This is a genomic window from Rhodococcus quanlei (genome assembly GCF_055231015.1).
In genome coordinates this window covers 156144-169689 of the sequence record NZ_JBUYWD010000012.1, presented here as the reverse complement: position 1 = coordinate 169689, position 13546 = coordinate 156144, and the positions used below count along the sequence as shown (strand labels likewise).

At 64.1% G+C, this 13546-nt stretch carries 15 protein-coding genes; 5 read left to right on the top strand and 10 right to left on the bottom strand.

Annotated elements, in window-relative coordinates; all coding sequences use genetic code 11:
* The first annotated feature begins 10 nt into the window (after positions 1–10).
* Complete coding sequence (locus tag ACZI8Q_RS11540; RefSeq protein ID WP_463373773.1) at positions 11–613, top strand: class I SAM-dependent methyltransferase; 603 nt, start codon at positions 11–13, stop codon at positions 611–613.
* Here the strand turns inward: ACZI8Q_RS11540 and ACZI8Q_RS11535 are convergent.
* The 6 genes from ACZI8Q_RS11535 to ACZI8Q_RS11510 are packed head-to-tail and all read right to left on the bottom strand — an operon-like array spanning position 589 to position 6295.
* Positions 589–1680, bottom strand: coding sequence for a prenyltransferase (locus ACZI8Q_RS11535; RefSeq protein ID WP_463373664.1), 1092 nt, complete (start codon positions 1678–1680; stop codon positions 589–591). The genes ACZI8Q_RS11540 and ACZI8Q_RS11535 overlap by 25 nt on opposite strands.
* Positions 1667–2398: a class I SAM-dependent methyltransferase gene (locus ACZI8Q_RS11530; RefSeq protein ID WP_463373663.1), complete on the bottom strand. Its 732-nt coding sequence runs from the start codon at positions 2396–2398 to the stop codon at positions 1667–1669. Before ACZI8Q_RS11530 ends, ACZI8Q_RS11535 begins: the two co-directional genes overlap by 14 nt.
* On the bottom strand, positions 2392–3657 hold the full coding sequence (locus tag ACZI8Q_RS11525) for a glycosyltransferase family 4 protein (protein WP_463373662.1): 1266 nt from the start codon (positions 3655–3657) through the stop codon (positions 2392–2394). Before ACZI8Q_RS11525 ends, ACZI8Q_RS11530 begins: the two co-directional genes overlap by 7 nt.
* 48 nt (positions 3658–3705) lie before the next feature.
* Positions 3706–4575 (bottom strand): LLM class F420-dependent oxidoreductase, encoded by an 870-nt coding sequence (locus tag ACZI8Q_RS11520; protein WP_463373661.1) that lies wholly within the window; start codon positions 4573–4575, stop codon positions 3706–3708.
* An 8-nt stretch (positions 4576–4583) separates the two neighbouring features.
* Positions 4584–5498 carry an SDR family oxidoreductase gene (locus ACZI8Q_RS11515; RefSeq protein WP_463373660.1) on the bottom strand — a complete coding sequence of 305 codons (915 nt, stop codon included), beginning with the start codon at positions 5496–5498 and terminating at the stop codon, positions 4584–4586.
* Positions 5495–6295: an SDR family oxidoreductase gene (locus ACZI8Q_RS11510; protein WP_463373659.1), complete on the bottom strand. Its 801-nt coding sequence runs from the start codon at positions 6293–6295 to the stop codon at positions 5495–5497. The genes ACZI8Q_RS11515 and ACZI8Q_RS11510 overlap by 4 nt, the downstream gene beginning before the upstream one ends.
* Positions 6296–6409: 114 nt before the next feature.
* Between ACZI8Q_RS11510 and echA20 the strand changes: the two genes are divergently transcribed.
* The 4 genes from echA20 to ipdC are packed head-to-tail and all read left to right on the top strand — an operon-like array spanning position 6410 to position 9902.
* Entirely contained in the window at positions 6410–7186 is a 777-nt protein-coding gene (gene echA20, locus ACZI8Q_RS11505; protein WP_463373658.1) for a (7aS)-7a-methyl-1,5-dioxo-2,3,5,6,7,7a-hexahydro-1H-indene-carboxyl-CoA hydrolase, read from the top strand.
* A 6-nt stretch (positions 7187–7192) separates the two neighbouring features.
* Positions 7193–8086: a cholesterol ring-cleaving hydrolase subunit IpdA gene (gene ipdA, locus ACZI8Q_RS11500; RefSeq protein ID WP_463373657.1), complete on the top strand. Its 894-nt coding sequence runs from the start codon at positions 7193–7195 to the stop codon at positions 8084–8086.
* Positions 8083–8844, top strand: a complete 762-nt coding sequence (gene ipdB, locus ACZI8Q_RS11495; protein WP_463373656.1) for a cholesterol ring-cleaving hydrolase subunit IpdB — start codon at positions 8083–8085, stop codon at positions 8842–8844. Before ipdA ends, ipdB begins: the two co-directional genes overlap by 4 nt.
* Positions 8841–9902 (top strand): (3aS,4S,5R,7aS)-5-hydroxy-7a-methyl-1-oxo-octahydro-1H-indene-4-carboxyl-CoA dehydrogenase, encoded by a 1062-nt coding sequence (gene ipdC / locus ACZI8Q_RS11490; RefSeq protein ID WP_463373655.1) that lies wholly within the window; start codon positions 8841–8843, stop codon positions 9900–9902. The genes ipdB and ipdC overlap by 4 nt, the downstream gene beginning before the upstream one ends.
* Positions 9903–9995: 93 nt before the next feature.
* Here the strand turns inward: ipdC and ACZI8Q_RS11485 are convergent, their stop codons facing one another.
* The 4 genes from ACZI8Q_RS11485 to ACZI8Q_RS11470 all read right to left on the bottom strand — a co-directional run bounded on the left by ACZI8Q_RS11485 (position 9996) and on the right by ACZI8Q_RS11470 (position 13509).
* On the bottom strand, positions 9996–10274 hold the full coding sequence (locus ACZI8Q_RS11485; RefSeq protein WP_463373654.1) for a DUF2277 domain-containing protein: 279 nt from the start codon (positions 10272–10274) through the stop codon (positions 9996–9998).
* A gap of 57 nt (positions 10275–10331) precedes the next feature.
* Positions 10332–11558, bottom strand: coding sequence for a glycosyltransferase family 87 protein (locus ACZI8Q_RS11480; protein ID WP_463373653.1), 1227 nt, complete (start codon positions 11556–11558; stop codon positions 10332–10334).
* A 162-nt stretch (positions 11559–11720) separates the two neighbouring features.
* Positions 11721–12869: an acetyl-CoA C-acetyltransferase gene (locus tag ACZI8Q_RS11475; protein WP_463373652.1), complete on the bottom strand. Its 1149-nt coding sequence runs from the start codon at positions 12867–12869 to the stop codon at positions 11721–11723.
* Positions 12870–12888: 19 nt separating this feature from the next.
* The gene (locus ACZI8Q_RS11470) at positions 12889–13509 is read right to left on the bottom strand and encodes a TetR/AcrR family transcriptional regulator (RefSeq protein ID WP_463373651.1); all 621 of its coding nucleotides are present in this window, start codon (positions 13507–13509) and stop codon (positions 12889–12891) included.
* Between the last annotated feature and the right edge of the window lie 37 nt (positions 13510–13546).

Here is a 13546-nt window from a genome sequence, read left to right as displayed (position 1 = left end):
CCCGGGCTTCATGCCCGATGACGAAGGGGCAGCCCTCCACAGTGCGGTCGGTGAGTACCTGCACAGCGGCGGTGTCGGCGTCGAAATCGGAACGTACTGTGGACGTTCGACGATCTACTTGGGCGAGGTTGCTCGACGCGTCGGCGCCACGGTCGTCACGCTCGACCATCATCACGGGTCGGAAGAGCATCAACCCGGCTGGGAGTACCACGATCCGACGTTCGTCGACCCGCATACCGGGCGCTTCGACACCGTCGGGAGGTTCCGGCACACATTGGCGGACGCGGATCTCGAAGAGCACGTGGTCGCGGTCGTGGGCGCTTCTGCCACGGTCGCGAAGTTCTGGCGTACACCCGTGGACTTCGTGTTCATCGACGGCGGACACTCGTCGGAAGCTGCGCAGGCCGACCTCGACGGGTGGGCTCCCTGGGTGAAGGTGGGCGGCGCCCTGATCATCCACGACGTCTTCCCGGACCCCGCCGACGGCGGCCGTCCCCCGTTCGAGATCTACGAACGTGCCCTTGCCACAGGTCAGTTCAAGGAAACATCAGCTTACGGATCGTTGCGGGTACTCGAGCGAACCAGCGGTCAGACCGGGGAACCACTCGCTTGACAGTGCTGCCCGCACGCATCCGCTCCTACCGGCAGCCCGATCGGTAGGCCGGCGTCACGGAATATTCCGTTTCCGAGGGTGGTGCGCGACAGTGCGTCTGCGGCCAGGATCATGGCGCCGCCGGTCCACGTCGTCTGTTCCACCGGCCATCGCTTGCCATCGCTGTACACCAGACCGGTCCAATAGGAACCGTCTGGATCGCGAAGGTGCTGCATGTTCGTGAATTGCGCGGTGGCACGATCCCGGTCTCCCATGGCCTCCAATGCGAGTACCAACTCGCACGTTTCGGCGCCGGTGACCCACGGACGATGATCCACACACCGAATCCCCAATCCGTGCACCACGAAGTCGTCCCAGCGGTCGTCGATCCGTCCGTTGGCCTGCGACCCACGCATTGCACCGCCGAGCACTGGGTAGTACCAGTCCATCGAGTACTCGTCCTTCGCTGCGAACGACTCCGGGTGCCGACGGATCGCGTGTCCGAGCAGGTATTTGGCGAACTCCCACTCGGGTTGCGGATGATCGACGAGTTCTGCCAGTCGAAGGCCGCAGTACAGGCTGTGATGGATACTCGAGTTACCGGTGACCAGAGCCTCGGCAACAGCTTCGCCGGTCTCCGCACCACACGCCCAATGTATTTCACCAGTCGGCGCTTGCATGTCGACCACGAAGTCGAGACCCGCCCGCACCATGGGCCACAGTTCCTGTGCGAAGCTCGCGTCCCCTGTGCTCGTGTAGTGGTGCCACACGCCGACAGCCGGATACGCACAGAAGTTGCTGTCGGCGTCGGCGTTCTCCACGACACCGCTGCGGAACTGCATAGGCCACGATCCGTCAGGACGTTGGGTGCGTTGCAACCACCGGTACGCCGCCTCCGCCTCCTCCCGGAAACCGGCCGCAAGAAGAGCCATCGCCGATTCGACGTGGTCCCACGGGTCGGTGTGGCCACCTCGGAACCACGGGATGGCCCCCGAGGATTCCTGCACCGCACAGATCGAACGCGCGGTCTGCCGACACTGATCGGCCGTCAGAACTCCCGGGATCGAGGGGATCTCAGGAGACCGCAACGGGAACTTCCGGCTTTTCCAGATAGAACACCACGCTCTTGCCGATCACCGGGTCCAGCAGCCGTTCGGCAGTCCGGGTCAACCACGGCGCCTTCATCATGTCCCACACAAGAATTCGGTGATAGGCCTTGACCAAGGGGTGATCGTTCTCCTCGACCCCCACCGCACATTTGAGCCACCAATACGGTGAATGCAGAGCGTGAGCATGATCCTGACCGGTCACCCTCAGCCCCGCAGTCGACAGCTTCCCGGACAGCTCGTCGGCCTCGTAGATGCGGACGTGCCCGCCCTCGACCTCATGATAGGAATCGGACAACGACCAGCAGATAAATTCCGGCAACCATCGTGGAACAGTCACCGCCGCCACACCTCCGGGCTTGAGGATTCGCGTCAGTTCGGCGATGGCCCGCCCGTCCTCCGGGACGTGCTCGAGTACCTCCGAGATCAATACGACGTCGAACGACGCATCCTCGTAGGGCAGGTTCAACGCATCCCCCACCTCGGTTCGCGCAGACGCACCCGCCGGTGCCTCCCCCACCTCTGCCATTGCAATGAACATCTTCTCGACGTCGGCCAGTTCGTCGGCGTTTTGATCGAAGGCGATCACGTCAGCGCCACGCCGGTACAGCTCGAACGAGTGACGACCGGCGCCGGCGCCGATGTCGATGACCTTGTCACCCGGGCGAACCCCGAGCCTGTCGAAATCCACGGTCAGCACGCCTGTTCCCCGTTCTGTTCGTTCTTGTCGGTCGCCGCTTCGTCGATGACCCTGCGGTACGTCTCGGCGGTCCGGGCTGCAACCGCTGCCCAGCTGTATCTCTCGAGTACACGGTTGCGGCCACCGGCTCCGAGATGTGCTCGTCGGTCGGAATCGTCGAGCAGGTCGGTGAGAGCAGCAGCCAGTTCTTCGGCATTGCCAGGCTCCACCAGAAGTGCCGCCTCTTCCTCGGTGCCGACCACCTCCGGAATGGCCCCAGCCCTGCTCGCGACCAATGGAGTCCCGCACGACATCGCCTCCACGGCAGGCAGCGAGAACCCTTCGTACAGAGACGGGACACAGGCTACTTCGGCGGACGCCATCAGTGCGGCGAGTTCATCGTCGTCGATTCCGCTCACGGTGCGGACCACGTCACCGATTGCGAGTTCCTCGATCAGATTCTCGGCCACACCTCCCGGTACGAGTTTCGTGACCAGGACCAGTTCGACACTGCGCTCGGTGTGCACCTTGGCCACCGCCTGAAGCAGCGTCGACACACCTTTCAACGGCATGTCCGCGCTCGCGACACAGACGATGCGGCCGGGCACTCGCGGCTCCGAAGGCGGACGAAATATCTCCGTGTCCACTCCGAGTGGGATGGTGGTCAGATTCTCCGCCGGAACCCCGAAGGCACGAACGATGTCGTCGGCCGAGGATTTCGACACGGTGAGCAGAGCGGGAATCCGGCGGGCCACCCGCTTCTGCATCCGCAGGAAGCCGTACCAGCGCCGCACCGTGAGCCGACGCCACCGCCGCGCCTGCGCGATGTCGAGGTCGCGATCCCGCGTGATCGGATGGTGAATCGTCGCCACCAAAGGCAGCCCCGACTCCTGAATCTCGAGCAGCCCGGACCCGAGACATTGATTGTCGTGCACGATGTCGAAATCCCGGGAGCGGCCCCGCAGTATCCGCGCCATGCGCATGCTGAACGTTCGCGGCTCCGGAAAGCCCGCAGTCCACATCGTCGCCAACTCGAGGACGTCCGTCGAATCACGGATCTCTCGAATGTGCGGTGTCCGAAACGGATCCGAGTCGCGATACAGATCCAGGCTCGGCACCTTCGTGAGCACCACACCGTCATCCAGTTCCGGGTACGGCTGTCCGGAGAAGACCTCGACGTAGTGCCCCAGCGCGGCGAGTTCCCTACTCAGGTGCCGTACGTACACACCCTGTCCACCACAGTGCGGCTTGCTTCGATACGACAACAGTGCAATTCGCACAACCTTGGGCCTCTCGTGAACAGTCGATGTCGGACCACGTTATCGCGATCACACGGTTGCCGCGCCACTGCCTTCGCGCAGACCTGCCAACTTTCCGGAGAGCCGGTCCAGGTAAGCCAGCACGTCCTCCTCGCTCTTGTCGGGCATGCCGTAGACGACTTCGGTGACACCCAAGTCGCGCCAACGGGCCAGTTTCTCGACATCCGGCTTGCCGTCCAGAACCACGATCTGCGGATCACCTTCCCGATCTGCCGCCGCCCACTTGTCCTGCAGCAACTTCACTCGGTCGTCGATGTTCTGCTCGATCGGTGTGGTGATCCAGCCGTCGGCCGAACGCACGATCCAGTTGAAGTTCTTCTCGTTCCCCGCCGCCCCGACGAGCACGGGCGGCACGCGTTTCGGCTTGGGCCATGCCCAGCTGGCTCCGAACGTCACGAACTCGCCGTCGTACGCTGCTTCCTCCTCGGTCCACAGCGCGCGCATCGCCTCCAGGTACTCACGCAGCATGGTGCGGCGCCGACCCGCAGGCACGTTGTGGTCGGTCAGTTCGTCGAGGTTCCAGCCGTACCCGACGCCGAGCACCACCCGACCACCACTGAGGTGGTCCAGCGAGGCGATCGTCTTGGCGAGCGTGATCGGGTCGTGTTCCACGGGCAACGCCACTGCGGTACCGAGTTCGATACGCTCCGTGACAGCAGCAATCGAGCCGAGCGTGACCCAGGGGTCGAGGGTGCGCATGTACCGATCGTCGGGCAACGTCTCGTCACCCGTCTGCGGATGCGCCGCATCGCGTTTGACGGGTATGTGCGTGTGTTCGGGAACGTAGAAGGTGTCGAATCCACAGTCTTCGGCACCGCGCGCCGCTGCGGTGGGACTGATTCCACGGTCGCTGGTGAAAAGCGTGATTCCGAACTTCATGATTCTCCTCAGGCGCCGTACACGGGAGTGGGAGTTTCGGCTTTCGCGAGCAATTCGGATACCACCGGTCCGATCTCCTTCGGATCCCAGCGGTCGCCCTTGTCCTGCGACGGTCCGTGCCGCCACCCCTCGGCCACCGTGATCTTGCCGCCCTCCACCTCGAAGACCCTGCCGGTCACGTCTGCGGATTCCGCGCTGGCCAACCACACCACGAGTGGGGAAATGTTCTCCGGAGCCATCGCGTCGAAGCCTTCTTCGGGCGCAGCCATCGCCTCCGCCATCGCACCACCTGCCCCGACGGTCATCCGGGTGCGCGCTGCCGGCGCGATCGCATTCACGCGGATGCCGTAGTTCTTCATCTCGGCGGCGGCCTGGATGGTCATCTCGGCGATACCGGCCTTCGCGGCGGCATAGTTTCCCTGACCGATCGAACCCTGTAGTCCTGCGCCGGAGCTCGTGTTGATGATGCGTGCGTCGACCGGTCGTCCCGCCTTCGACTCGGCCCGCCAGTAGGCAGCGGCATGGCGAAGCGGAGCAAAATGTCCCTTGAGATGCACGCGTGTCACCGCGTCCCATTCCTCCTCGCTCATGCCGACCAGCATCCGGTCACGCAGGAAGCCCGCGTTGTTGACCAGGACGTCGAGCCGCCCGAACTCGTCGAGCGCGGTCTTGATCAGGTTCTCGGCACCGGCCCAGTCGGCGACGTCGTCACCGTTGATCACCGCTTCGCCGCCGGCATCCTTGATCTCCTGCACGACCTGCTCGGCAGGGCTTTCACCGGACGCGCTGCCGTCGGCACCGGCGCCGATGTCGTTGACCACCACTTTCGCACCCTCCCCCGCGAAAGCCAGGGCGTGTGCGCGTCCGATACCGCGTCCTGCGCCGGTCACGATGACGACGCGGCCGTCCACCAATCCGCTCATGAGTTCTCCTTGTTCGTTTCCGAGGTAGATGCCGCAAGAAATGCGGGCCGTTCACCGCCACCGTGGACGGTCAATGTGGAACCGCTGACGTATTCCGCCAGCGAGGAGGCCAGGAACACGGCACTGTTGCCGATGTCCGCCGGGCGGGCCATGCGCCCCAGTGGGACGGTTTCCCCCACGGCCGCGACGCCGCTTTCGTCTCCGTAGTGCAGGTGAGCGAGTTCGGTCTCGACAAGTCCCACCACGACCGCGTTGACACGTACTTTCGGTGCCCACTCGACGGCGAGTGAGCTGGTGAGACTGTCCACGCCCGCCTTCGCTGCTCCGTATGCCGCGGTTCCGGGCGACGGCCTCGAGCCGCTCACACTCGAAATGTTCACGATGGCGCCGCCGGACTCCTGTTCCTGCATGATCGCGTTCGCGGCCTGGGAGACCAGTAGCGGAGACAACAGGTTCAGCTCCACGATCTTCGAGTGGAACTTCGCACTCGCATCGGCCGCGAGCGCGAAAGGTGAACCACCGGCATTGTTCACGAGGACGTCGAGCCGCCCGTGCATCTGCATGATCCCCCCGATCATCGCGCGCACCTGCTCCGGATCACGGACGTCGCACGGCACGTATTCCACCCCGTGTGACGTCCCGTCCGGCGCAATCCACTCGATCGGGTCGTCTGCCGGTCGGCGAGCGCACGTCACAACCGTGGCGCCCGCCTGAAGGAACGCCCGGCTGATACCGGCGCCCACCCCACGAACACCCCCGGTGACCAGCACGATTGCGCCGTCAAGACCTGTTTCCACCGATACCTCCGCGTTTTGGACGTCTGCGCGGCGGAGCCGAAAGACTCGAAACCGCACATGTGCTAACTTACCAAGCAATCGCTTGGTTTGGTCAACAGACGTAAGGAACATGCCATGGGCATCACCTCCACCACCGATGGAGCCGGCATCACCACGGTCACCGTCGACTACCCGCCCGTGAACGCACTCCCGTCCAAGGGCTGGTTCGAACTTGCCGACGTGATCCTCGAAGCAGGCAGGGACCAGAACACGCACGTCGTGATCCTGCGAGCCGAAGGACGCGGCTTCAACGCCGGTGTGGACATCAAGGAAATGCAGGCCACTCAGGGCTACGACGCACTCGTCGCCGCCAACCGCGGATGCGCCGCAGCATTCGCGGCCGTCTACGACTGCGCCGTTCCGGTCGTGGTCGCCGTGAACGGTTTCTGCGTCGGCGGCGGGATCGGCCTCGTCGGCAACGCGGACGTCATCGTCGCCTCCGACGACGCGGTCTTCGGTCTGCCCGAGGTCGACCGCGGAGCACTGGGCGCCGCAACACATCTCGCACGCCTGGTGCCCCAGCACATGATGCGCACCCTCTACTACACGGCCCAGAACGTCACCGCACAGCAACTACACCACTTCGGCTCGGTGTACGACGTGGTGCCACGCGAGAAGCTCGACGACGCTGCCCGCGACATCGCAGCGAAGATCGCAGCGAAGGACACCCGCATCATCCGCTGCGCCAAGGAAGCGATCAACGGCATCGATCCCGTCGACGTCAAAACCAGTTACCGCCTCGAACAGGGTTACACCTTCGAACTCAACCTGTCCGGCGTATCGGACGAACACCGTGACGAGTTCGTCGAAACCGGTAAGGCCCGCACCAACTCGAACAAGAAAGAAGGCTGACTCGACATGGCCGGCAAGCGTGACAAGAGGATGTCACTCGACGACGTGGTCGGCGAGTTGCGCAGCGGAATGACCATCGGCATCGGCGGCTGGGGATCACGCCGCAAGCCCATGGCCTTGATCCGCGCCATCTTGCGTTCGGACCTCACAGATCTCACCGTGGTCACCTACGGTGGCCCGGACCTGGGACTGCTGTGCTCCGCAGGCAAGGTCAAGAAGGCCTACTACGGCTTCGTTTCGCTCGACTCGAAACCGTTCTACGACCCCTGGTTCGCCAAGGCACGCACGGGCGGCGAGATCGATGTCCGTGAGATGGACGAAGGCATGGTCAAGTGCGGGCTCGAGGCCGCGGGAGCACGCTTGCCGTTCCTGCCGGTCCGGGCCGGACTCGGTTCCGATGTGCGCGCCTTCTGGGGCGACGAACTGAAGACGGTCGAGTCGCCGTACCCGAACGCCGACGGCAGGACCGAAACCCTGATCGCGATGCCCGCACTGAATCTCGATGCGGCACTGGTTCACCTGAACCTCGGCGACAAGCACGGCAACGCTGCCTACACCGGCGTCGACCCCTACTTCGACGACCTCTACTGCGCAGCCGCCGAAAAGCGCTACGTGTCGGTCGAACGGGTCGTCGAGACGGAAGAACTCGTCAAAACCGTCCCCCTGCCCAACCTGATCCTCAACCGCATGATGGTCGACGGTGTGGTCGAAGCGCCCGGCGGCGCACACTTCACCCTCGCCGGCGACAGCTACGGCCGTGACGAGAAGTTCCAGCGTCACTACGCCGAGTCCGCGAAGGACCCGGAGTCGTGGCAGAAGTTCGTCGACACCTACCTCTCCGGCAGCGAGGACGACTACCAGGCTGCCGTGGCGAAGTTCGGACAGGAGAACCAGGCATGAGCGAGACCACCACCGCCGTTACCCGCGCCGAGTACTGCGTCGTTGCGTGCGCCGAAATATTCTCCGGTGCAGGTGAAATCATGGCCAGCCCAATGGCGACGGTGCCGCTCGTCGGTGCCCGGCTCGCGCGACTCACCACCGAACCCGATCTGCTCATCACCGACGGCGAAGCCCTGATCTTCGCCGACACGCCCCCCGTCGGCGCCAAGGCCGACATCGAAGGGTGGATGCCGTTCCGCAAGGTGTTCGACGTCGTCGCGTCCGGCCGCCGTCACGTCGTGATGGGTGCCAACCAGCTCGACCGGTACGGCAATCAGAACCTGTCCGCATTCGGTCCGCTGCAGCAGCCCACGCGTCAGATGTTCGGCGTCCGCGGCGCACCCGGCAACACCATCAATCACCCCACCAGTTACTGGGTGGGCAAGCACTCGTCCCGCGTGTTCTGCGACAAGGTGGACGTCGTGTCCGGCGTGGGTTACGACCAGGTCGATCCGAACAACCCGGCTTACCGCTTCCTCGACCTGCACCGGGTGGTCACCAACCTCGGCGTCTTCGACTTCGGTGGACCCGAGCGCACCATGCGGGCGTTGACGCTGCACCCCGGTGTGACGGCAGATCAGGTCGCCGAGAACACCTCCTTCGAGGTGGCCGGACTCGCGGACGCCGGTGTCACCCGCGAACCCACCGAAGAGGAACTGAGCATCATCCGGGAGGTCCTCGACCCGCGCAGTCTGCGTGACCGCGAGGTCACGGTATGAACACCCTGAAGACCCCGCTCACCGAATTGGTGGGCATCCAACATCCTGTCGTGCAGACCGGCATGGGCTGGGTGTCCGGACCTCGCCTCACCGCAGCCACCGCCAACGCCGGTGGCCTCGGCATCCTCGCCTCGGCGACGATGACGTACGACGAGCTCGAAGCGGCGATCAAGAAGACCAAGCAGCTCACCGACAAACCATTCGGCGTGAACATGCGCGCCGACGCATCCGATGCACCGCAACGCTGCGACCTGCTGATCCGTGAAGGCGTCAAGGTCGCCTCCTTCGCGCTGGCGCCGAAGAAGGACCTGATCGCCAAGCTCAAGGACAACGGCGTCGTCGTCGTACCGTCCATCGGCGCCGCCAAGCACGCCGTGAAGGTGGCGTCCTGGGGTGCGGACGCCGTCATCGTGCAGGGCGGCGAAGGCGGCGGTCACACCGGCGGTGTCGCCACCACGCTGCTGCTGCCGTCTGTCCTCGACGCCGTGGACATTCCCGTCGTCGCGGCGGGCGGCTTCTTCGACGGTCGCGGCCTGGCCGCCGCACTGTCCTACGGAGCGGCGGGCGTCGCCATGGGCACGCGATTCTTGCTCACCAGCGACTCGGCGGTGCCGGACTCGGTCAAGCAGGAATACCTGGCCCGCGGGTTGCAGGACACCACCGTGTCCCGCAAGGTCGACGGAATGCCGCACCGCGTACTGAACACCGACCTGGTGAACAGCCTCGAGCGCTCGGGCAACGTACGCGGCCTGGCTGCAGCCGCGAAGAACGCCACGAAATTCAAGTCGATGACCGGCATGAAATGGTCGACGCTGGTCAAGGACGGCCTGGCGATGAAGAAAACAGGCGATCGCACATGGCAGCAGATCATCATGGCCGCCAACACCCCGATGCTCCTCAAGGCCGGACTGGTCGAGGGCAACACCGAAGCCGGCGTACTTGCATCCGGCCAGGTGGTCGGCATGCTCGACGACCTACCGTCGTGCCAGGAACTGATCGACTCGATCGTGGCAGATGCGTTGACGCGCATCGACGCTGGGGCGCCTCGGCGCCCCTGAAAAACCCCCCCCCCCTCCCCCGGCGAATGTCACACAGGTTCGCGTGAGCTGAACCGGTGCGACATTCGCCGGGGCGGTTTCAGGGGGGCTCGGCTATCCGGAGGCTGCCTTGGCAGCGATGCGGGCCTGCACCTCGGGCCGCCGCAGCGGAGGCAGCGTCTTCGGCGGTTGCCGGCGGGCGGGGACAGCAGCCAACAGTTCCGTGGTGGCAGCCGCCACCTTGTCTACAGCCTGTTCGAACGGTTCCCGGTTCGCATCGGACAGTTTCGCGATGCCGCTGACTTTGCGAACATACTGCCGCGCCGCCGCTTCGATCTCCTCGTCGGTAGCGGCCGGCTCGAGTCCGCGGAGTTCGGTGATGTTTCGGCACATACTTCGACGATAGTGCCGAGTTGTGATGCCAGCCACACACCGAACCGGCTTATCGCCTCAAGCCCGTGCCGACTCGAGTTCTGCGTCGACCGAATTATCGGTTTCCGGTCTCCTGTCCACGGGGGTTCGAGACCTGGCAGTCAGGACCACACCGATCATCACAGCGATGGCGGCGAGGCATTGCGAGTTACCCACCGCTTGCACGACGACACCTTCGACCCAACCGGAGGTTTCGGTATTCAGAACGCCGTTCGGCCCGATCAGGAAGATCAGAGTTGCGATACCGATCAACGGCCGCCACTTGCGGTACTGCGGCGCCAGCAAGAACGGCACGAGCAGGATGCTGTACGTCCAGTGGTGCGTGACGGCGATCGGTGCGGCGAGCAGCGAACCCAAGGCCACGGTTCCGAACGCGGCCATATGCTCACCGGACTGAGTGAACTGGTACGCAGCCCATGCCGTAGCTGCCACGAGGAGGACCACAGCAGTCCCCCACAGCACGGTGTAAAGCATGCCGTCGGCCCCGAGTCGAGCAAGGAAGCCGGTGATCGCCTGGTTCCGGAAAAAGTCTGGCGGGCCGGCGCGACCGGTTGCGAAGAACTCGTTCGTCCAGAACCATTTCGACGAATCGGGCAGAACCCAGAACCCCAGCGCAATGGTGCCGAGCACTGCGCCCAGTGCATTTCCGATGGATCGGAAATCGCGGCGCACGAGCAGAATGAGCAAGAAAGCACCGGGTGTGACCTTGATCGCCGCGGCGAGTCCGATCGCGATACCCCGGAATCGACGTGGGATGACACCCGTGAGATCAGCAGCGACAAGTGCCATGAGGATGATGTTGACCTGTCCGAATACGAAGTTCGAACGCATCGGCTCGAGCAGCAGGACGAGCCCGAGAACCGCAAAGGCCACCATCGACGAACGTCGAAAATCGAGCTTGGCGAACACCATTTTGAGCGTCCACCACACGAGAGCGATATTCATCGCGCACCACATGATCTGCAGCGCTGTCAGGCTCACTAATGCCATCGGCGCGAAAAGCAGCGCTGCGAACGGCGGGTAGATGAAGCGGAACCCCGACGTGCTCGGGAAGGCGTCCGAGTAAAGCGGTAACCCGTTCACGAACGCGCGTCCGGCGTCGCGAAATACCGACAGGTCCATCAGATATCCCGTGGACGCGTCAACCAGGTAATAGGTGATCATGACCAACGAGATGATGGTCCCGATCGCGATCAATGCGGTACCGGCCGGGTTGGCTACAGTCTTCGATCGAATCTGCAACAAGGGCTCGTTCTTTCCGGATCGACTGTGTGGTCAACGTCCCACCCTAGCCGCCTCGTGACCATTCCGTGACCGACGTCCGATTTGTCCCACGAATGTCACACCGGTTCGCGCCAGCTGAACCGATGTGACATTCGTCGCGGAATGGGGGAGGAAAAAACGAGGTCAGACGCGTTCGATGATGGTGACGTTGGCGGTACCGCCACCCTCGCAGATCACCTGAAGTCCGTACCGCCCCTCGATGCGATCGAGTTCGTTGACGAGCGTTGCCATGAGCTTCGTTCCCGTCGCGCCGAGCGGATGCCCGAGTGCGATGGCCCCGCCGTTCACGTTGACCTTCGCCGGATCTGCCCCGATCTCCTTGATCCACGCGAGAACCACGGGCGCGAACGCCTCGTTGATCTCGATGAGGTCGATGTCGTCGATCGTGAGGCCGGTCTTCTCGAGCGCATGCTTCGTCGCCGGAATAGGTGCGCTGAGCATGAAGATGGGGTCGTCCCCGCGGGCGCTGATGTGATGAATGCGCGCGCGAGGGGTGAGTCCGTGCTTCTTCACCGCCTCGTCGGAAGCGAGAAGCAGCGCGCTCGCGCCGTCGGAAATCTGACTCGCGACGGCGGCAGTCAGTCGCCCTCCTTCGACCAGCACGTCGAGGGAGGCCATCTTCTCGAGGCTCGTCTCGCGCGGACCCTCGTCGGTGGTGACGTCCCCGAACGGGACGATCTCTCGCTCGAAGCGCCCCGCGCCGATGGCGGCCTTCGCCCGCTCGTGGCTCTGCAGCGCCCACCGCTCGAGATCCTCACGGCTGAGATCCCACTTGTCGGCGATCAGCTCGGCGCCGCGGAACTGTGACACCTCCTGGTCGCCGTAGCGTTCTTCCCAGCCCTTCGACCCGCTCGTCGGAGTGTCGAACCCGTACTGCTGACCGACGATCATCGCCGCGGAGATCGGGATGCGGGTCATGTTCTGCACGCCGCCGGCAATGATCAGATCGGCAGTATCGCTCAGAATTGCCTGAGCGCCGAAGTGGATGGCCTGCTGACTACTCCCGCACTGACGGTCGACGGTCACCCCGGGCACCGCCTCCGGATACCCCGCGGCCAGCCATGCGGTGCGGGCGATGTTCCCCGCCTGACCGCCGATCGCGTCGACACATCCGAAGATGACATCGTCGACCGACGACGGGTCCACGCCCGTCCGTTCCACGATCGCCTTGATCACATGTGCGCCCAGATCTGCCGGATGCGCCTGAGACAGCCCACCCTTCTTCTTCCCGATCGGCGTGCGGATCGCATCGACGATGTAAGCCTCGGTCATCTCATTCTCCTATGGTTCTTCATGTGTGGTTCGGTGCAGTGAGCCCGTCCAAGACGATGGCGAGATACTGCTTGGCGACGGTGTCGGCGGTGAGCGATCCGCCCGGGCGGTACCAGCGAACGGCAACCCAGACGGTGTCGCGCATGAATCTGTAGACGAGTTCGACGTCGATGTCCGGACGGAAGCTACCGTCCGCGACGCCTGCCTCGAGGACGCCGATCCAGAGCTTCCGAAACTCGGTGTTGCGTTCGGACAGGTACCCGAATCGATCGTTGGAGAAGAGGTGCTTCGCCTCGTCCTGATAGATGGCGACCGCCGAATGGGATACGTCGATCGCCTCGTACGATGTCGTGACGAGGGCTTCGAGGGTGGTCCGGCTGTCGAAGCCGGACGCGACGATTTCGCGGTAGCGTCCGAAGAGTTCGTCCAGGAAACCCCGAAGGATTTCGTCGACCATCGATTCCTTCGAATCGAAGTGGTGATACAGGCTTCCCGAGAGAATCCCGGCGGCGTCGGCGATGTCGCGGACGGTCGTGGCGCGCAATCCCCGTTCGGCGAAGAGGCCGGCCGCGATCTCGAGCAGTTCGTCCCTGCGGCCGGTCTTTCCCGACGCCTCGCCGGTTTCCTTGGGTGGAGTCATAGACGTAATCCTATCGACCAAGCGCTTGGTAGGTGCG